The sequence below is a fragment of the Roseateles sp. L2-2 genome, assembly GCF_050613215.1.
GTDB classification, from domain to species: Bacteria; Pseudomonadota; Gammaproteobacteria; order Burkholderiales; family Burkholderiaceae_C; genus Roseateles; species Roseateles noduli.
In genome coordinates this window covers 5,361,457-5,380,541 of the sequence record NZ_CP192509.1, presented here as the reverse complement: position 1 = coordinate 5,380,541, position 19,085 = coordinate 5,361,457, and the positions used below count along the sequence as shown (strand labels likewise).

Sequence of the window (19,085 nt, the reverse complement as noted above, 5' to 3'; positions counted from 1 at the left end):
ATCATGTTGATGCATCTCAAATCCCCCGAAGCCGCTGCCCGCTGGCTGCAGGAATGGACGCCCAGCGGCCAGCTGCGCACGGACAGCCGCGCCGTGGGCGCGGGCGACGCGTTCATCGCGTGGCCGGGTTATGCGAAGGACGCGCGGCAGTTCGTCGCCGGCGCGCTGGCGGCCGGCGCGGCGACCGCGCTGGTCGAGCACGCCGGCGCGGCCGAGTACGGCTTCACCGACGCGCGCATCGCCTCGCTGCCGGACCTGAAGCTGAACTGCGGCCGCATCGCCTCGGCGTTCTACGGCGAACCGAGCAAGCGCCTGAACGTGCTCGCCGTCACCGGCACGAACGGCAAGACGTCGAGCGCCTGGTGGATCGCGCAGGCGCTCACGCTGCTGGGCTCGCGCTGCGGCGTGATCGGCACGCTGGGCGTCGGCCAGCCGCCGGTGCCCGGTGCTGTGCCCGGCTCGGCGACCGCCGCCTCCATCGAAGCCACCGGTCTGACCACGCCCGATCCGGTCCGTCTGCAGGAAGCCTTCAAGCGCATGGCCGACGACGGCTTCGGCGCATGCGCGATCGAGGCATCGTCCATCGGCATCGAGGAACACCGGCTCAGCGGCACCGCCCTCCAGGTTGCGCTGTTCACCAACTTCACGCAGGACCACCTGGACTACCACGGCGGCATGGACGCCTACTGGGTGGCCAAGCGCAAGCTGTTCGACTGGGACGGCCTGAAGGCCGCGGTGCTCAACATCGACGATCCGAAGGGCGTCGAATTGGCCGCCGAGCTGAGCGCCGCCGGCAAGCTCGACGTGTGGACCTACGGCCTCAACCGCGCCGATGCGCGTCTGAGCGCCGTCGACCTGCGCCATGACGCGAGCGGTCTCGCATTCACGCTGCGCGAGGGCGCCGCGTCGGTGCCGGTGCAGACCGGGCTGATCGGCGACTACAACGTGTCCAACCTGCTCGGCGTGATCGCCGGGTTGCGAGCGCTGGGCCATGGGCTCGAAGACATCGCGCGCGTCGCCGCGCTGGTGACACCGGTGCCGGGCCGCATGCAGCGCGTCGGCAGCGGCCGTGAGCTGCCGCAGCTGGTGGTCGACTACGCGCACACGCCCGACGCGCTGGAGAAGGCGCTGAGCGCGCTGCAGCCGCTGGCTGCCGCACGTGGCGGTGAGTTGCGCGTCGTGTTCGGCTGCGGCGGCGACCGCGATCCGACCAAGCGTCCGCTGATGGGCGCGATCGCCGCGCGGCTGGCTGCGCACGTCGTGCTGACCAGCGACAACCCGCGCACCGAAGATCCGCTGAAGATCCTCGCCGACATCGAGGCCGGCCTGCCGGCCGGTGTGGCGCGCGAAGTGATCGCGGACCGCGCCGTGGCGATCTCGCGCGCCGTCGATCAGGCGGGCGCCCGCGACGTCGTGCTGGTCGCCGGCAAGGGCCACGAGGATTACCAGGAGATCCACGGCGAACGCCGTGCGTTCTCCGACGTGCAGGCGGCGCGCGCCGCGCTGATCGAAAGGGCGGGGCTGTGAACGACGCAACGCCGATCACTGCGGGTTCCGCCGCTTCGGGCGTGCCGGGTGCGCCGATGATGACGCTCGGCCGCGCGTTCGAACTGCTGTCGCCGCTGCTGCCGGCCGCGACGCTCGTGGGCGAGCCTTCCACGCCGCTGCTGCGCGTGCACACCGACACGCGCTCGCTGCGCGCGGGCGACCTGTTCGTCGCGCTGCGCGGCGAGCGTTTCGACGCGAACGACTTCCTCGCGCAGGCGAAGGCGTCCGGCGCCGCCGCGGCCATCGCCGAGCGCGGCCTCGCCGAGACCGACCTGCCCGGTCTGCTCGTGCCCGATGCCAAGGCCGCGCTGGGTCTGCTCTCGCAAGCCTGGCGCGAACAGCATCACCTGCCGGTGATCGCCGTCACCGGCAGCAACGGCAAGACGACCGTGACGCAGATGATCGCGTCCATCCTGCGCGCCTGGCTGGGCGACGCGGCGATGCTGGCGACCGAAGGCAACTTCAACAACGAGATCGGCGTGCCGCTGACGCTGCTGCGCCTGCGCCAGAACGAGGCCGCGTGGCATCGGGCGGCGGTGGTCGAGCTCGGCATGAACCACCCCGGCGAGATCGCGCCGCTGGCCGCGATGACGCAGCCGACGGTGGCGCTGGTGAACAACGCGCAGCGCGAGCACCAGGAGTTCATGCACACCGTCGAGGCGGTGGCGCGCGAGAACGGCGCCGTGATCGGCGCGCTCGGCACGGCCGGTGTCGCGGTGTTCCCCGCCGAAGATCCGTGCGCGCCGGTGTGGCAGTCGCAGGCCGTGGGCCGCGCGACGCTGACCTTCGCGCTGCAGGGACAGGCCGACGTCATGGGCCGCGCGCAGTGGGTCGCGCCGACCGATGCGACCGCGGCCGCCGGCAGTGCGGGCCATTGGGCGATCGAGATCCTCACCCCCGCCGGGTCCGTCCCGGTCGCGCTGGCGATGGCCGGCCAGCACAACGTCCGCAACGCGCTGGCCGCCGCGGCCTGCACGCTGGCCGCGGGCGCGCCGCTCGCCGCGATCCGCGACGGGCTGCAGTCGTTCAAGGCCGTGAAGGGCCGCTCCGCGCTGCAGACGGCGGTGTGGCAGGGCCGTCGCATCACGCTGATCGACGACAGCTACAACGCCAACCCCGACAGCGTGCGCGCCGCCATCGACGTGCTGGCCGAGCTGCCGGGCGCGTCGTGGCTGATCCTCGGCGACATGGGCGAGGTGGGCGAACAAGGCCCGGCCTTCCACGAGGAAGTCGGCGCGCATGCGGCCGACCAGGGCCTGGCCGCGCTGTGGACCGCCGGTGCCGCCGCGCGCGACGCCGCGACCGCCTACGGCGCGGGCGCCCGCGCGTTCGACACCGTCGCCGAACTGATCGTCGCGCTGAAGGACGCGCCGCAAGTGCAGAACATCCTCGTCAAGGGTTCGCGCTTCATGAAGATGGAACAGATCGTGGCCGCCTTGCAGTCCGGCGGCCCAGGAGACCCCCATGCTGCTTAGTCTGGCCCAATGGCTGCAGGCCAATTACTCTGAACTCGGGTTCCTCCGCGTCTTCAACTACATCACCTTCCGCGCGGTGATGGCGGCGCTGACGGCGCTGCTGATCGGCCTGGCCTTCGGCCCCTGGGTGATCCGCCGCCTGACCGAGCTCAAGATCGGCCAGCCGATCCGCGAGTACGGCGTGCAGCAGCATCTGGCCAAGAGCGGCACGCCGACCATGGGCGGCGTGCTGGTGCTGATCGGCATCGGCGTGTCCACGCTGCTGTGGTTCGACTGGTCCAACCGCTTCGTCTGGGTGGTGATGCTGGTGACCATGGGCTTCGGCCTGATCGGCTGGGTCGACGACTACCGCAAGGTGGTCAACAAGGACCCCGAGGGCATGCGCAGCCGCGAGAAGTTCCTGTGGCAATCGATCATCGGCCTGATCGCCGCGATCTACCTGGCCTTCAGCGTGTCGGAGACCAGCTTCCTTGGCGTCGTGCAGCTGTTCTTCCGCTGGGTCACGAGCGGCTTCTCGACCGAGCTGCCGCCCAAGGCCGACCTGATGCTGCCGTTCTTCAAGTCGATCAGCTACCCGCTGGGCGTGTTCGGCTTCATCGGGCTGTCCTACCTGGTCATCGTCGGCACCAGCAACGCGGTGAACTTCACCGACGGCCTGGACGGCCTGGCGATCATGCCGGTGGTGATGGTGGGCTCGGCGCTGGGCGTCTTCGCCTACGTGACGGGCTCGTCGGTGTACAGCCGCTACCTGCTGTTCCCCTACATTCCCGGCGCCGGTGAACTGCTGATCTTCTGCGCCGCGCTCGCGGGCGCGGGGCTGGCCTTCCTGTGGTTCAACGCGCATCCGGCGCAGGTGTTCATGGGCGACGTGGGCGCGCTGGCACTGGGCGGCGGCCTGGGCACGCTGGCCGTGATCACGCGCCAGGAGATCGTGCTCGGCATCATGGGCGGCGTCTTCGTCGCCGAGGTGCTGTCGGTGATGCTCCAGGTGACCTGGTTCAAGTACACGAAGAAGAAGTACGGGGAAGGGCGGCGCATCTTCAAGATGGCGCCGCTGCACCACCACTTCGAGAAGTCGGGCTGGAAGGAGACGCAGGTCGTCATCCGGTTCTGGATCATCACCATGCTGCTGTGCCTGGTCGGCCTGGCCAGCCTGAAGCTGCGCTGAGCGGGAACGGAACGACGATGTCCTCCCTCCACTTCCCGGCGCTCTTCCAGGACCGGCACGCGTTCGTGCTGGGCCTGGGCGACTCCGGGCTCGCGATGGCGGCCTGGGCCGCGCGCCTGGGCGCGCGCGTCACCGTCTGGGACAGCCGCGAACAGCCGCCGCAACTGGCCGCGCTGCGCGAACGCCTGCCCGACGCCGCGTTCGAGCACGGCGAGTTCTCGCCGGCGCTGCTGGCCTCGATCGACCACAGCTGGGTGCTGCTGAAGAGCCCCGGCCTGTCGCCGCTGGACGCGCGGCTGAAGCCGCTGTTCGAGCGCGCGGAGGAGATCGGCCTGCGCGTGCGCGGCGAGCTGGAGCTGTTCGCGCAGGCGCTGGCGGAGCTGAAGACGCTGTACCGCTACGAGCCCGGCGTGCTCGCGATCACCGGCACCAACGGCAAGACGACGACCACCAGCATGACCGCGCTGCTGGTCGAGCGCGCCGGCCGCCGTGTCGCGATGGCCGGCAACATCGGCCCGACGCTGCTGGGCACCTTGAGCGAGGCGCTCGACAAGGAGCCGATGCCGCAGCCCAAGGGGGACGAGGTCGCCGCCGACATCGCCGCCGAGGCCGATGCGGCCGACGCTGCGGATGAAGCCGTCGTCGACCTGGCCGTGGAATCCGTGGTGTCGACGGCGCCCGGAGAGACCGTCGCCGTCGAGGACGTGGGCGACGTGCCCGAAGTCCCGAACGCCGACGTGCTGCTGGAGTCGTTCGACGCGAACGAGATCGAGCCGGGCGAGGCTGCGGAGTCGAGCGAGCCGACCGAACCGGTGGTGGAGTCCGTTGCCGCGCAGGCGCCCACGGATGACCGCACCGCGCTCGAAACCGTTGCCGAACTGCTCGACGAGCAGCCGCTGCCGATCAAGCCGCCGCCGCCCAAGCCGGCCGAATTCGAGGTGCTGCCGCAGGTCTGGGTGCTGGAGCTGTCGAGCTTCCAGCTCGACGGCGTGAAGGGCTTCGAGCCGAGCGCCGGCGCGGTGCTCAACATCACGCAGGATCACCTGGACTGGCACGGCGACATGCCGGCCTACGCGCGCGCCAAGGGTCGCGTGTTCGGCGAGCACGGCGTGCTGGTGATCAATCGCGACGACCCCGAGGTCGAAGCGCTGATCCCGGCGCCGATCACCGTGAAGCAAGGCCGCGGTCGCCCGGCGAAGGTCGTCGAACGCACCGTCGTCCGCTTCGGGTTGGACGCGCCGCGTCGTCCCGGCGACTTCGGCCTGGTGGTCGAGAACGGCATGGCGTGGCTGGTCCGCGCCCGTGAGGCCGAAGAAGAACTGAAGGGCCTGAAGCGGCGCAAGGATGACGAGGAAGATCTCATCATCCAGCGCCTGATGCCCGCCGACGCGCTGCGCGTGCGCGGCCGCCACAACGCCGCGAATGCGCTGGCGGCGCTGGCGCTCGCCACGTCCATCGACTGCCCGCTGGCGCCGATGCTGCACGGCCTGCGCGAGTACCACGGCGAGCCGCACCGCGTCGAGTTCGTCACCTCCATCAAGGGTGTCGACTTCTACGACGACTCCAAGGGCACCAATGTCGGCGCGACCGTCGCCGCCGTGATGGGGCTGGGCGCCGACCGTGCGCCGGCCAAGCTGGTGATGATCCTGGGCGGCGACGGCAAGGGGCAGGACTTCTCCCCGCTGGCCACGCCGATCGCGCTGCACGCCCGCGCGGTGGCGCTGATCGGCCGCGACGCGCCGCAGATCGAAGCCGCGCTGCAGGACAGCGGCGTCCTGATGCACCGCCACGACTCGCTCGAAGCCGCGACGCACTGGTCGCTCGCGCAGGCGCAAGCCGGCGACAGCGTGCTGCTGAGCCCGGCCTGCGCCAGCCTGGACATGTTCCGCAACTACGCCCATCGCGCCGAGGTGTTCATCGCCACCGTGCGCGAGATGACGGAAGACGAGGGCCTCATCGGATGAGCGCCGCGTCCTTCTTCGAGACCGTGAGCGAGCGCGTGCGCGCGCTGGCCTCGCGCCGTCCGTCCGCCGCGGGCGCCGGCGGCGCGGGCAGCGTCGACGTGCCGGTGCGCGACTGGGTGTCCACCTCCGCCGGCCAGCCCACGCGGCTGCTCGGCTTCGACCTGACGCTGATCTGGGTCGTGCTGTCGCTGCTGGCGCTGGGCCTGCTGATGGTCTATTCGGCGTCGATCGCGCTGCCGGACAACCCCAAGTTCGCGAAGTACCAGCCGATGCACTTCTTCGTGCGTCAGAGCCTGTTCATCGCGATCGGGCTGTTGTCGGGCTGGATCACCGTGATGGTGCCGGTGAGCTTCTGGGAGCGTCACGCGCCCAAGCTCTTCGTCGTCGCGCTGGCGCTGCTGATGATCGTGCTGATCCCGCACGTCGGCAAGGGCGTCAACGGCGCGCGCCGCTGGCTGCCGCTGGGCGTCATGAACTTCCAGCCCTCCGAGCTGGCCAAGCTGGCCATCGCGATGTACGCGGCCAACTACATGGTCCGCAAGATGGAGGTGAAGGAGAACTTCGTCCGCGCCGTGTGGCCGATGGCCGCCGCGCTGGCCTTCACCGGCATGCTGCTGCTGGCCGAGCCGGACATGGGTGCCTTCATGGTCATCGCGGCCATTGCGATGGGCATCCTGTTCCTGGGCGGCGTCAACGGCCGCATGTTCTTCCTCAGCGTGGCGGTGCTGATCGGCGCCTTCGTGCTGATGATCACCTTCAGCGACTTCCGCCGCGAACGGATCTTCGCCTACCTCAATCCGTGGGACGAGAAGTACGCGCAGGGCAAGGCCTACCAGCTGACGCACTCGCTGATCGCCTTCGGCCGCGGCGAGTTCTTCGGCCAGGGTCTGGGCTCCAGCCTGGAGAAGCTGCATTACCTGCCCGAGGCCCACACCGACTTCCTGCTCGCCGTCATCGGCGAGGAGCTCGGCTTCATCGGCGTGGCCATCGTGATCTTCGCGTTCTTCTGGCTGTCGCGCCGGCTCTTCCACATCGGCCGCCAGGCGGTGGCGCTGGACCGCGTCTTCGCCGGTCTCTACGCGCAGGGCATCGGCATCTGGATGGGCGGCCAGGCCTTCATCAACATGGGCGTGAACCTCGGCGCGCTGCCGACCAAGGGCCTGACGCTGCCGCTGATGAGCTACGGCGGTTCCGCCACCGTTTTGAATTGCATTGCCTTGGCCATCTGCTTGCGCATCGACATCGAGAACAGACAACTGATGCGGGGAGGGCGGGCATGAGCGCAGCGCCGGGCCGCCCCAAGCAAGCTCACGTCCCCTCGGGGGACCGGACGCGGCGAGCCGCGGACGAGGGGTCCACATGAGCACGCGTCACCTCGTCGTGATGGCCGCCGGTACGGGCGGTCATGTCATTCCCGGACTCGCCGTCGCCGCGGAGATGCAGCGCCGCGGCTGGACCGTATCCTGGCTCGGCACCGAAGCCGGCATGGAGAACAAGCTCGTGCCGCCGTCCGGTCTGCCGATGGACCGCCTGTCCTTCGCCGGGCTGCGCGGCAAGGGCCTCAAGCATTCGCTGCTGGGCGTCGTGCGCATGTTCAAGGCGCTCGGCCAGAGCGCGCACGTCTTCAGCGCGCGCAAGGCCGACGCGGTGCTCGGCATGGGCGGCTACGTCTGCTTCCCCGGCGGCCTGATGGCCTGGGTGATGCGTCGTCCGCTGATGCTGGTGAACGCCGACGCCGCGCTGCTGCTGTCCAACAAGGCGCTGGCGCCGGTCGCGAAGAAGATCGCCTTCGGCTTCGACGGCCTCGCCGCCGCGCAGCAGAAGAAGAGCGTGGTCACCGGCAACCCGGTCCGCGTCGAGATCGAGGACCTGCCCGCGCCCGAACTGCGCTTCGCCGAACGCAACGGTCCGCTGAAGGTGCTGGTGGTCGGCGGCTCGCTGGGCGCGCGTGCGATCAACGACGTGCTGCCGCAGACGCTCGCGCTGTGGGACGAGCATCAGCGGCCGCTGGTCACGCACCAGACGGGCGAGGCCAACTTCCCGCTCGTGCAGGCCGCCTACGCCAAGGTCGGCGTGCAGGCCGAGGTCGTGCCCTTCATCAACGACATGGCGCAGCGTCTGGCCGAGGCCGACGTGGTGATCTGCCGCGCCGGCGCGGTGACGGTGTCCGAGCTGTGTGCCGCCGGCGTCGCCAGCATCCTGGTGCCGCTGGTCGTCAGCACGACCTCGCACCAGCGCGACAACGCGCAATACATGGCGCAGCACAACGCAGGCACGCACCTGCCGCAAGGCGAGCTCAGCGCGCAGGCGCTGTTCGACCTGCTGCAGCAGCCGCGCGAGCACTGGCTGGCGATGGCGTCCAAGGCGCGCTCGCTGGCGCGTCCGCGCGCGGCGGGCCGCGTCGCCGATGAGCTCGAAGCGCTCGTGAACGCCCGCGACGCCAAGTCCGAGAACGGAGCGCGCGCATGAAGCACGCCCTCCAACGCATCCACTTCACCGGCATCGGCGGCGCCGGCATGAGCGGCATCGCCGAGCTGCTGGCCGCGCAGGGTTACCGCGTCAGCGGCTCCGACCAGGGCGAGAGCGACACCACGCGCCGCCTGCGCACGCTGGGCGTCGACGTGATGATCGGCCACGCCGCCGAGCACGTCGGTGCCGCGCAGGTGCTGGTCAAGTCCAGCGCGATCAAGGCCGACAACCCCGAGCTGATGGCCGCGCACCAGCACGGCATCCCCGTGCTGCTGCGCGCGCAGATGCTGGCCGAGCTGATGCGCCCGCGCCTGGGGATCGCCGTCGCCGGCACGCACGGCAAGACGACGACGACCTCGCTGCTGACGACGGTGATGCAGCAGGCGGGGCTGGATCCGAGCTACGCGATCGGCGGACAGCTGCTGGCCGCGGGCGCGAATGCCGCGCTGGGCGGCGGGCTGCACATGGTCGTCGAGGCGGACGAATCCGACGCCTCCTTCCTGCACCTGTTGCCGCAGCTGGCGATCGTCACCAACATCGACGCCGACCACATGGATACCTACGGGCACGACATGGCCCGTCTGCGCCAGGCCTTCGTCGACTTCCTGCACCGCATGCCCTTCTGGGGCGCGGCGGTGCTGTGCGGCGACGATGAGGGCGTGTGCAGCATCGTGCCGATGCTGTCGCGGCCGGTGATCCTGTACGGGTTCGAAGCCGGCAACGCCGTGCGCGCGACCGACGTCGCCGCCGAAGCGGGCGGCGGCATGCGCTTCGTCGCGCTGCGCCGCGATCGTCAAGGTCGCGAGCTGCCCGCGCTGGACGTGCTGCTGCGCCTGAACGGCCAGCACAACGTGCTGAACGCGTTGTCGGTGATCGCGATGGCGATGGAGCTGGGCGTCGACGACGCCGCGCTGCTCCAGGGCCTCGCCAACTTCGGCGGCGTGGGTCGTCGTTTCCAGTCCTACGGCGAGCTGCCGGTGTCGCCCGCGAGTGGCGCGACGGCGGAGGGCACCGCGCTGCTCATCGACGACTACGGCCATCACCCGGTCGAGATGCAGGCCGTGCTGAAGGCCGCGCGCGGCGCCTATCCGGGCCGCCGTCTGGTGCTGGCCTTCCAGCCGCACCGCTACACGCGCACCCGCGACTGCTTCGAGGAATTCGCCGACGTCCTGGCGCAGGCCGACGGCGTATTGCTGACCGAGATCTATGCCGCCAGCGAGTCCCCGCTGCCCGGCATCAGCGGCGAAAGCCTGGCGCGCGCGGTGACCGACCGCGGCACTGCGGCGGGCTTCGTCGGCGACTGGCAGGGACTGCCGCAGGCGATCGCCCACCAGGCGCGCGCCGGCGATGTGGTGATCGTGATGGGGGCCGGCTCGATCGCCGCCGTCCCCGCGCGCACCGTTGAACTCATGACGAAGGGAGGCCGCGCATGACCACGGACCTCAACAACGCCTCGGCGCCCGCTGGGCCTTCCGCGCATTCGGCGCATTCGGCGCTCTATCAACACCTGGCCATCGACCGCATCGATGCGAAGTCGCTGGGCAAGGTCGCCGTGCTCTTCGGCGGCGACTCGGCCGAACGCGAGGTCTCGCTGATGTCGGGCAGCGGCGTGCTGGCCGCGCTGCAGTCGGAGGGCGTGGACGCGCACGCCTTCGATCCGGGCCAGCGCAACCTGCTCGAACTGAAGACCGAAGGCTTCCAACGCGCCTTCATCGCGCTGCACGGCCGTCACGGCGAGGATGGCACCGTGCAGGGCGCGCTCGAACTGATGGGCATCCCGTACACCGGTTCCGGCGTGATGGCCTCGGCCATCGCGATGGACAAGATCACGACGAAGCGCGTCTGGCTGGCCGACCGGCTGTCGACGCCGCGCTGGGTCAGCCTCAAGCGCGGCGAGCTGCAGCGCGAGCGCGTCCGCGCCGTGCCGGACGAGCTCGGCCTGCCGATCTTCGTCAAGCCGCCGCACGAGGGCTCCTCCATCGGGGCGAGCAAGGTGATGGGCTACTCCGACATGCAGGAAGCCGTCGAACTCGCCGCGAAGTACGACGCCGAAGTGCTGTGCGAGGAATTCGTCGACGGCGCCGAGCTGACCTGCCCGGTGCTGGGCGAGGGTGCCGACGCGATCGCGCTGCCGGTCATCGAGATCCGCGCCGAGGGCGGCAACTACGACTACCAGAACAAGTATTTCACCGACACGACCCAGTATCTGGTCGGTCAGCTGCCGGCCGACGAGCAGGCCCGCGTGCAGGACCTGGTGCTCGCCGCCTACCGCTCGCTGGGCGCGCGCGGCTGGGGCCGCGTCGACGTGATGCGTCGCAAGTCCGACGGGCAACTGTTCCTGCTGGAGATCAACACCTCGCCGGGCATGACCTCCCATTCGCTGGTGCCGAAGGCGGCCGCCGCCGTCGGCATCTCCTATCCGAAGCTGTGCCTCTACCTCCTGTCGCAGGCGCGGCTGGACAGCCAGGCCTGAGTCGGCCCCGAACGACCCCGACACGCACCCGAGACCCCGAGCCACCGCCATGGGCGCCACCTTCACCCACACTGCCAGCCCGCTGCCGCCGGACATCCGCGTGATGAACGGCGTCGCGGGTCTGCTGCTGGCCGTCCTGGCGCTGGCCGCCGGGGCCGTGGGGCTGCACTGGCTGGCCAGACAACCGGCGTTCTCGATCAAGTCGATCACGGTCGAGGGCGACGTGAGCCGCAACAGCAGCGCCTCGCTGCGCGCGAACGCGCTGCCCCGGCTGAGCGGCAACTTCCTGACGATGAACCTCCAGCAGGCGCGCGCCGCCTTCGAGGCGGTGCCTTGGGTGCGCCACGCCACCGTGCGCCGCGTCTGGCCGCTGCACCTCGTGGTCTCGCTCGAGGAACACCGTCCCGCCGCCTACTGGGAAACCAAGGCCGACAACGCCGACGCCGACAGCGAGGCGGTCGTCGATACCCGGTTGGTGAACAGTTTCGGCGAGGTCTTCGAGGCGAATCTCGGCGACGTCGAGGACGAGGACCTGCCCACCCTGGCCGGCCCCGCCAAATCCTCGGCGGCGATGCTGGCGATGTGGCGGCAACTCGATCCGCTGACCCACGGAAAACTGGACGAGGGCGTCGCCCGGCTGGATTTGTCGGGTCGCGGCTCCTGGAAGGCGACCCTGGAAAAGGGGGCCGTCGTGGAACTCGGCCGCGGCAGCGAGGCCGAGGTCGTCGCCCGGTATGGCCAATTCATCGCCAGCATTCCCCAGATCACCGCCCGCTACCGCACCTCGCTGGTATCGGCGGACCTCCGCCACGAATCCGGATATGCGGTCCGGCTGGCGGGCGTGACGACGGTTACCACTGCGCCCAAGGGCGCCAAGAAGAATTGAGGACAGGCATGGCCAAGGAATACAAGGATTTGGTCGTCGGGTTGGACATCGGCACCGCCAAGATCATGGCGGTGGTGGCCGAGGTGATGGGGGACGGCCAATTGCGCATCGCCGGTCTGGGCGTCGCGCCGAGTCACGGTCTCAAGCGCGGCGTCGTGGTCAATATCGACGCCACCGTCCAGTCCATCCAGCAGGCCCTGAAAGAGGCCGAAATGATGGCCGACTGCCGGATTTCTAGGGTTTATACCGGGATTACCGGCAGCCATATCCGCGGCCAGAACTCGACCGGGATGGTGATCGTGCGGGACAAGGAAGTCACGCCGGTGGATGTCGCGCGGGTGGTGGAAACCGCCAAGGCCATCAATATCCCGAACGACCAGCGCCTCCTTTTGGTGGAGCCGCAGGAATTCGTCATCGACGGCCATGAGGTGAAAGAGCCGATCGGCATGAGCGGCGGCCGGCTGGAGGTCAAGGTCCACATCGTGACCGGCGCCCAGAGCGCGGCCGAGAACATCGTCAAGTGCGTGCGCCGCTGCGGACTGGAAGTCGAGCAACTCGTCTTGAATCCTAGCGCTTCCAGTTTGGCGGCACTGACTTCGGACGAGCGCGACCTGGGCGTGGCGCTGGTCGACATCGGCGCCGGCACCACCGACGTGGCGATTTTCACCGGCGGCTCGATCCGCCATACCGCGGTGATTCCGATCGCCGGCGACCTGATTACCAGCGATATCGCGATGGCGCTGCGCACCCCGACCAAGGATGCGGAGGAAATCAAGGTCGAGCACGGCGTGGCCAAGCAATTGCTGGCCGATCCGGCGGATCAGGTGGAAGTTCCGGGTTTGGGCGACCGGGCACCCCGCATGCTCTCCAAGCAGGCTTTGGCCGGGGTCATCGAACCTCGGGTCGAGGAAATCTTCTCGCTCGTCCACCAGGTCATCCGGGAATCCGGCTACGAAGAGCTGCTTTCTTCCGGAATCGTCCTGTCGGGCGGTTCCTCGGTCATGCCGGGGATGGTGGAACTGGCCGAGGATATTTTCCTGAAACCGGTACGTCGGGGAAATCCGACCTACAACGGCGCATTGTTCGACATGGTGGCCAATCCCCGTTCGGCCACCGTGATGGGATTGTTGGAGGAAGCGCGGCTGTCGCGCACACGGGGATTCAAGGCGGCGCAGCAGGCGGGGTCCGTGAAGACCTTGTTCGGTCGCGCCAAGGACTGGTTCCTGGGGAATTTCTAAGAAGTCGGCACCGACCGGCTCACGCTTTCTTTACGACGTTTGAGGGTTTTGCCCCCTAAAAAAGGGTGGATCCCACTTCTATTTTGCTGATGGCAACTGCACAATATGGACAGGAGGTTTGATATGGCGATCGAGATGATCGAAGAGTTTGATCAAGGCACCCAGATCAAGGTGATCGGCGTGGGCGGCGGCGGCGGCAACGCGGTCGAGCACATGATCAGCCAAGGTGTCCAGGGCGTGGAATTCATCGTGGCCAACACGGATGCCCAAGCCCTGAATCGCTCCAAGGCCGATCAACTCCTGCAACTGGGCCATACCGGCCTGGGCGCCGGCGCGAAACCCGAGGTCGGCAAAACTGCCGCCGAGGAAGCCGAGGCGCGCATCCGCGAATCCATCACCGGCGCGCACATGCTGTTCATCACCGCCGGCATGGGCGGCGGGACCGGCACCGGCGCGGCGCCCGTGATCGCCCGCGTGGCCAAGGAAATGGGCATCCTGACCGTCGGCGTGGTCACCAAGCCGTTCGAGTTCGAAGGCAACCGCCGCGGCAAGGCCGCGGACCTGGGCCTGCAGGAACTCGAAGCGAACGTGGACTCGCTGATCGTCGTGTTGAACGACAAGCTGCTGGAAGTGCTGGGCGACGACGTCACGCAGGACCAGGCCTTCGCGCACGCCAACGACGTGCTGAAGAACGCGGTCGGCGGCATCTCCGACATCATCCACATGCCGGGCCTGGTCAACGTCGACTTCGAAGACGTGAAGACCGTGATGAGCGAACCGGGCAAGGCGATGATGGGCACGGCCGTGGCGGCCGGTCCGGACCGCGCGTCCAAGGCCGCGGAAGGCGCCGTCGCCTGCCCGCTGCTGGAAGGCATCGATCTGTCCGGCGCGCGCGGCGTGCTGGTGCTGATCGCGGCGAGCCGCAACAACTTCAAGCTGGCCGAGAGCCGCAACGCGATGACCGCGATCAAGCGCTACGCCGCTGAAGACGCGCACATCATCTACGGCACCGCCTACGACGAATCGCTGGGCGACCAGCTGCGCGTCACCGTGATCGCGACCGGCCTGAGCCAGCGCGCCGCGGCGCGCCAGCAGCCGCAGCTGGTCGTGCAGCAGCCGCAGCTGCGCACCGGCACCGACAACATGCCGGTGCTGACGCAGCCGGTGGTGATGCCGGGTTCGGCCGCCGCGCAGGGCTCGCCCGCCGCCGCACCGATGTCGGCCTCCGACTTCGGCGGCATGAGCGTCCCCAGCGTCTGGCGCCACGGCCGCACCGCCGCGGCCAAGGTCGAGGCGCTGTCGTCCAACGGCATGGACGAGATCGAGATCCCGGCCTTCCTGCGCAAGCAGGCGGACTGAGACCCGAGACCGACCTCTCGAACGCCATCAGCTTCAAGACCGTGTCCCGAAAGGGCCACGGTCTTTTTTCGTCCCGGCGCTGGGGTCGCGGATGCCCGCATTCAAGGGGCTCGGAGGCTCTTGTTGCAATTGAAGGCTCGTCCCGGACTGTGAACTTCGGCACACTGGCGCGCGATCACAAGACAGAGCGAATGCATGGTCCAGGGTGAGGTTGGGGAAACGGCGTCGGCAGCACCGGCCTCGCGCGCGCTTCGGGCGCGGGCGTGGGTGCGGCGTCCGTCCACGCCGCTGCTGATCGCCCTGCTGGCCAGCCTGATCCTCGCGCTGTTCGTGCTGGCGCCCGACGTGGGGAGCGCGCAGGTGGCGCAGGTCGCGCAACCCACGCATGCCACCGGCGCGGCCCCGCATGCGCAGGTGCTGCAGGCGTCGCCGCTCGGCCCCGCGCGTCCGGTGCCCGAGACCGTCCAGCCCGCCGGCGCGCAGCGCGCGACCGAGGCGGAGGTCGCCACCAGCGACTGGACCCAGGACCAGCTGAAGGCCTGGTGGCGCGCGCTGCGGGTCATGGACGGCGCGGACGGCGCCCTGCCCATGGATCTGCTGCCGCCGTCCGATCCGAAGGCGTGGCAGGCGGTGGAACTGCCCGAGGTGCGCCAGCGCGAGGCCACCAACAGCACCGGCGATGCGCGCTTCCAGATGCGCTGGTACCGCGTCCGCTATGCCGCGCCGAACGGCCGCTGGCCGACCAGCGTCGCGCTCTACATGCCGCGCCTGGTGGCGCTGGCGGCGGCGGTGCTGGTGAAGACCGACGACGGCTGGCGGCCGGTCTTCGACAACCAGTCCGGCGCGCGCGAACAGTGGGTGCGGCCGCTGTGGGTGGTGCTGCCCGCCGCGCTGACCGAGATCCAGCAGGCGCGCGAGATCGAGGTCGTCATCGCGGTGCCGGTGATGCAGTCCGGCTACTACTCGGTGTCCAGCGTGTGGCTGGGCGCGCGCGAGGACCTGGAGCCGCGCCACGACCGGCGCTGGGTGCTGCAGATCGGCGTGCCGCAGGCGACCGGGCTGACGCTGGTGACGCTGGGTCTGTTCGCACTCGTGCTGTGGGCCAAGCGGCGCGAGGATTCCTCCTACCTGCTGTTCTCGCTGGCCACCGTCGCCTGGCTGGTGCGCAACCTGCACTACCACCTCGACCTGCCGCGCACGCGCGACGCGCTCGAATGGTTCTGGTGGGTCACCCACGCGTCGATGTCGTGGGTGATGCTGCTCACCTTCCTCTTCGCGCTGCGCTTCGCGCGCCAGCGTTTCGCCCGTTTCGAGAAGGGCGTCGCGCTCTTCGTGCTGGTGTCGAGCCTGTCCTCGATGCCGATGTGGGGCAACGGTTTCGACGCGCTGGTGCTGCTGCACCTGTGCAACGCGGTCGTGGGCCTGGCGGGCACCGGCTTCGTCGCCAGCGTCGCCTGGCGCCAGGGCACGCGCGAGCTGCGCGTGATGGCCGCCGCGCTGGTGATCGGCGTCGTGCTGGGCGTGCACGACCTGGGCCTGCTCGCGGGCTGGTGGTGGCCGGAGCACATCTACCTGATGCCCTTCGCCACGCTGGTGATCCTGGCCAGCTTCCTCTACGCGGTGCAGTTCCGCTACATCGAGGCGCTGCGCGGCGTGGAGCGCGCCAACGGGGAGCTCGGCCAGCGGCTGCAGGCGCAGAGCGTGGAGCTGAGCTCGCAGCACGACAAGCTGCGCGAGGTCGAGCGCCAGCAGGCGCTGCTGCTGGAGCGCCAGCGGATCATGCAGGACATGCACGACGGGCTGGGCTCGTCGCTGCTGTCGGCGATGGTGGCGGTGGAGCAGGGCACCATGCCGCAGGAGCAGGTCGTGACCGTGCTGCGCGAATGCGTGGACGACCTGCGGCTGGTGATCGACTCGCTGGAGCCGGTGGGCCACGACATCGTGTCGCTGCTGGCGACCATGCGCTACCGGCTGGGCAAGCGGCTGCAGCTGGGCGGGCTCAAGCTGGAATGGGACGTGCACGACCTGCCCCCGCTGGAGTGGCTGGAGCCGCCCGATGCGCTGCACGTGCTGCGGCTGATGCAGGAGGCGCTGACCAACGCGCTGAAGCACGCGCGGGCGTCGCGGGTGCGGGTCGTGACGCGCGATCTGGGCAAGCGCGTGGAGATCCGCGTCGAGGACGACGGCGAGGGCTTCGACGTGGCCTCGATCGCCCAGGGCCGCGGGCTGCGCGGGCTGCAGCGGCGCGCGAAGGTGCTGGGCGGTTCGCTGCGGGTCGACAGCAGTCCGGGACACGGCACGGTGGTGACGCTGCGCCTGCTGGTGTCGCGGGCCGATCGCGAGGCCGTGGTCCAGGCGAGCGCCCAGCAGGGTTGACCCCGTTTTGGGACAATACGCCCCATGATCAAGCAACGCACCATCAAATCGCTGACCCGCGCGGTCGGGGTCGGCATCCACAGCGGCCAGAAGGTGGAGATCACGCTGCGTCCGGCCGCGCCCGGCACCGGCATCGTGTTCCGGCGCGTGGACCTGGCGCAGCCGGTCGACATCCCGGTGAACACGCACAGCGTCTGCGACACGCGCATGGCCACGACGATCAGCCCGCAGGGCGACCCGGGCCAGCCCAAGGTGCAGACCATCGAGCATCTGCTGTCGGCCTGCGCGGGCCTGGGGCTGGACAACCTGCTGATCGACATCAACGCGGACGAGGTGCCGGTGCTGGACGGTTCGGCGGCGAGCTACGTCTTCCTGCTGCAGTCGGCGGGCATCGAGCTGCAGAACGCGCCCAAGCAGTTCCTGCGGGTGAAGAAGCCGGTGGAGGTGCGCAAGGGCGAGGGCAAGAGCCTGATGTGGGCCAAGCTGACGCCGCACCACGGCTACACGCTGAGCTTCCAGATCGAGTTCGACAACCCGGCGGTGTCGGCGACGGGGCAGCAGTACGTGTTCGACATGGGCAGCGGCGAATACAAGCGCGAGATCGCGCGGGCGCGCACCTTCGGCATGACCAAGGACATCGAGCTGATGCGCTCGCGCGGGCTGACGCTGGGCGGCAGCATGGACAACGCGATCGTGGTCGACGACTACCGCGTGCTGAACGCCGAGGGCCTGCGCTACGACGACGAGTTCGTGAAGCACAAGATCCTGGACGCGATCGGCGACATGCAGGTCGTGGGGCATCCGCTGCTGGCGGCGTACACCTCGTTCAAGGGCGGGCACGCGCTGAACAACCTGCTGCTGCGCGAACTGCTGTCGGACGCCGAGGCCTACGAGATCGTCACCTTCGAGGACGAGCGCGAAGCGCCGGCGGGCTTCGCCGAACTGGCGCCCGCGTGGTGAGCCCGACGGATCGCTGAAGGTGCTGGTCTTCCGTCTCGTCTTCGCGCTGCTGCTGGCCGCGGGCCTGCTGTGCTTCGCCGTCTACATCGGCACCCGGCAGCCGGTCTGGCGCCGCCGCGGCATCCTGCTCATCAAGTGGACCGTGATCGCCGGCATCGGCTTCTTCGCGGTGCTGATCCTGGAGCGGCTGGTGCTGCTGGTGTGAGCTCGTAGCGCCAGCCCCTGTCCTCTCCCATGGAAGCCTGGTTGAATGACCGGGCTTTCGTCTTTCTGCGCCCGACGGCTGCGGCCGCACCGGCCCGTCATGACAACCCGTCTTCTGTGACGACCGGCCCATACGGGCTTGGTGCAATCCCTCGGCCGGGAAAACACGTCCCGCGAATGCGCGGGATGCCGTCTTCGGGTTTTGGCGTTGCAATCCGTTCTTACAAGCAGGTGCTGCCTCGCTGCCATGCGTGCGCGGTGCTCAAACCTCACAGGGAGTCACCTTGGGCATGAGCGCGCGAAAGAGACGGGTCTTCAACGACTACTACCAGATCGGTCAGCACTACCCGATCTTCCTGGACCCGCCCGAGGTGGTGGAGTTCTTCCTCAAAGCCCTGCGTCACTGTCTCTGGCCCGACGCCAAGGGGATGAAGATTCCCCACCCCAGCCCGGCCGACATCGAGGCGCTTGAAGTCCGGGTGAGGCGTCATGGCGCCTGTGCGGCGATCCTGGCAGCACGCCGGCAGCGGGCGCTCGCAAGGGAACCTCAGCCGAAGAAGAAGCGCGAGCTCAAGGGGCTGCTGGCCGTTGCGCAGACCTGCAAGCCTGGCGCCGACGGAAGGTGTCTGGATGTCGATGAACTGAGGCAGTTCGTCGATATCGTCAATGCTTCGGGGCCAGAGGCGTCCATCGCCCGCGCGGAGCGGGGCGCACTCGCGCCCAGCGACCGGGACCAGTTCTCGGCCGCCAGGTTCTTGAGGAACGAGAACCGCATGCGTCGCCTCAAGCCGAGCTACAAAGCCGCTCGCGTGAATGGGATCCTGCGGGATATCGAGGATGAGTGTGAGCCGGACACCGCAGGGAAAGACTATCCCCTCGGCACGCTGCTCGCGTTGTGCTGGCACGTGAAGCAGTCGGTCATTCCGGACAGGAGCTTCCATGAAAAAGGGTAGCCTGAGAGCGCG

General features: G+C 69.2%; 15 protein-coding genes. All 15 read left to right on the top strand.

From position 1 onward, the window contains the following. Positions 1-3: 3 nt before the first annotated feature. Positions 4-1,527, top strand: coding sequence for a UDP-N-acetylmuramoyl-L-alanyl-D-glutamate--2,6-diaminopimelate ligase (locus ACQZ13_RS24040; protein ID WP_431048398.1), 1,524 nt, complete (start codon positions 4-6; stop codon positions 1,525-1,527). Between the two features lie 59 nt (positions 1,528-1,586). Further along, the gene (locus ACQZ13_RS24035) at positions 1,587-3,023 is read left to right on the top strand and encodes a UDP-N-acetylmuramoyl-tripeptide--D-alanyl-D-alanine ligase (protein WP_431053374.1); all 1,437 of its coding nucleotides are present in this window, start codon (positions 1,587-1,589) and stop codon (positions 3,021-3,023) included. Beyond that, positions 3,013-4,191: a phospho-N-acetylmuramoyl-pentapeptide-transferase gene (mraY, locus tag ACQZ13_RS24030; protein ID WP_088406135.1), complete on the top strand. Its 1,179-nt coding sequence runs from the start codon at positions 3,013-3,015 to the stop codon at positions 4,189-4,191. The genes ACQZ13_RS24035 and mraY overlap by 11 nt, the downstream gene beginning before the upstream one ends. Positions 4,192-4,208: 17 nt before the next feature. Continuing rightward, positions 4,209-6,155, top strand: a complete 1,947-nt coding sequence (murD, locus tag ACQZ13_RS24025) for a UDP-N-acetylmuramoyl-L-alanine--D-glutamate ligase (protein WP_431048397.1) — start codon at positions 4,209-4,211, stop codon at positions 6,153-6,155. After that, a complete protein-coding gene (gene ftsW, locus ACQZ13_RS24020; protein ID WP_431048396.1) occupies positions 6,152-7,435 on the top strand; it encodes a putative lipid II flippase FtsW in 1,284 nt (427 codons plus the stop codon). The genes murD and ftsW overlap by 4 nt, the downstream gene beginning before the upstream one ends. 79 nt (positions 7,436-7,514) lie before the next feature. Next, the gene (murG, locus tag ACQZ13_RS24015) at positions 7,515-8,624 is read left to right on the top strand and encodes an undecaprenyldiphospho-muramoylpentapeptide beta-N-acetylglucosaminyltransferase (RefSeq protein WP_431048395.1); all 1,110 of its coding nucleotides are present in this window, start codon (positions 7,515-7,517) and stop codon (positions 8,622-8,624) included. Next, a complete protein-coding gene (murC, locus tag ACQZ13_RS24010; RefSeq protein ID WP_431048394.1) occupies positions 8,621-10,057 on the top strand; it encodes a UDP-N-acetylmuramate--L-alanine ligase in 1,437 nt (478 codons plus the stop codon). The genes murG and murC overlap by 4 nt, the downstream gene beginning before the upstream one ends. Then, on the top strand, positions 10,054-11,097 hold the full coding sequence (locus ACQZ13_RS24005; protein WP_431048393.1) for a D-alanine--D-alanine ligase: 1,044 nt from the start codon (positions 10,054-10,056) through the stop codon (positions 11,095-11,097). Before murC ends, ACQZ13_RS24005 begins: the two co-directional genes overlap by 4 nt. Before the next feature lie 49 nt (positions 11,098-11,146). Beyond that, entirely contained in the window at positions 11,147-11,983 is an 837-nt protein-coding gene (locus ACQZ13_RS24000) for a cell division protein FtsQ/DivIB (protein WP_431048392.1), read from the top strand. 8 nt (positions 11,984-11,991) lie between these two features. Beyond that, positions 11,992-13,221, top strand: a complete 1,230-nt coding sequence (gene ftsA / locus ACQZ13_RS23995) for a cell division protein FtsA (protein ID WP_067276931.1) — start codon at positions 11,992-11,994, stop codon at positions 13,219-13,221. A 123-nt stretch (positions 13,222-13,344) separates the two neighbouring features. Next, positions 13,345-14,580: a cell division protein FtsZ gene (gene ftsZ, locus ACQZ13_RS23990; protein ID WP_088406129.1), complete on the top strand. Its 1,236-nt coding sequence runs from the start codon at positions 13,345-13,347 to the stop codon at positions 14,578-14,580. Between the two features lie 267 nt (positions 14,581-14,847). After that, on the top strand, positions 14,848-16,956 hold the full coding sequence (locus tag ACQZ13_RS23985; RefSeq protein ID WP_431048391.1) for a sensor histidine kinase: 2,109 nt from the start codon (positions 14,848-14,850) through the stop codon (positions 16,954-16,956). A 24-nt stretch (positions 16,957-16,980) separates the two neighbouring features. Further along, on the top strand, positions 16,981-17,916 hold the full coding sequence (gene lpxC, locus ACQZ13_RS23980) for a UDP-3-O-acyl-N-acetylglucosamine deacetylase (protein WP_431048390.1): 936 nt from the start codon (positions 16,981-16,983) through the stop codon (positions 17,914-17,916). A 19-nt stretch (positions 17,917-17,935) separates the two neighbouring features. Beyond that, positions 17,936-18,121, top strand: a complete 186-nt coding sequence (locus tag ACQZ13_RS23975; protein ID WP_297530308.1) for a hypothetical protein — start codon at positions 17,936-17,938, stop codon at positions 18,119-18,121. Between the two features lie 289 nt (positions 18,122-18,410). Continuing rightward, entirely contained in the window at positions 18,411-19,073 is a 663-nt protein-coding gene (locus ACQZ13_RS23970; protein WP_431048388.1) for a hypothetical protein, read from the top strand. The last annotated feature ends 12 nt before the right edge of the window (positions 19,074-19,085 follow it).

Coding starts and splice junctions, on each gene's coding strand:
- ACQZ13_RS24040 (WP_431048398.1), top strand. CDS start 4: ATGTTGATGCATCTCAAATCCCCCGAAGCCGCTGCCCGCTGGCTGCAG.
- ACQZ13_RS24035 (WP_431053374.1), top strand. CDS start 1,587: ATGACGCTCGGCCGCGCGTTCGAACTGCTGTCGCCGCTGCTGCCGGCC.
- mraY (WP_088406135.1), top strand. CDS start 3,013: ATGCTGCTTAGTCTGGCCCAATGGCTGCAGGCCAATTACTCTGAACTC.
- murD (WP_431048397.1), top strand. CDS start 4,209: ATGTCCTCCCTCCACTTCCCGGCGCTCTTCCAGGACCGGCACGCGTTC.
- ftsW (WP_431048396.1), top strand. CDS start 6,152: ATGAGCGCCGCGTCCTTCTTCGAGACCGTGAGCGAGCGCGTGCGCGCG.
- murG (WP_431048395.1), top strand. CDS start 7,515: ATGAGCACGCGTCACCTCGTCGTGATGGCCGCCGGTACGGGCGGTCAT.
- murC (WP_431048394.1), top strand. CDS start 8,621: ATGAAGCACGCCCTCCAACGCATCCACTTCACCGGCATCGGCGGCGCC.
- ACQZ13_RS24005 (WP_431048393.1), top strand. CDS start 10,054: ATGACCACGGACCTCAACAACGCCTCGGCGCCCGCTGGGCCTTCCGCG.
- ACQZ13_RS24000 (WP_431048392.1), top strand. CDS start 11,147: ATGGGCGCCACCTTCACCCACACTGCCAGCCCGCTGCCGCCGGACATC.
- ftsA (WP_067276931.1), top strand. CDS start 11,992: ATGGCCAAGGAATACAAGGATTTGGTCGTCGGGTTGGACATCGGCACC.
- ftsZ (WP_088406129.1), top strand. CDS start 13,345: ATGGCGATCGAGATGATCGAAGAGTTTGATCAAGGCACCCAGATCAAG.
- lpxC (WP_431048390.1), top strand. CDS start 16,981: ATGATCAAGCAACGCACCATCAAATCGCTGACCCGCGCGGTCGGGGTC.
- ACQZ13_RS23970 (WP_431048388.1), top strand. CDS start 18,411: ATGAGCGCGCGAAAGAGACGGGTCTTCAACGACTACTACCAGATCGGT.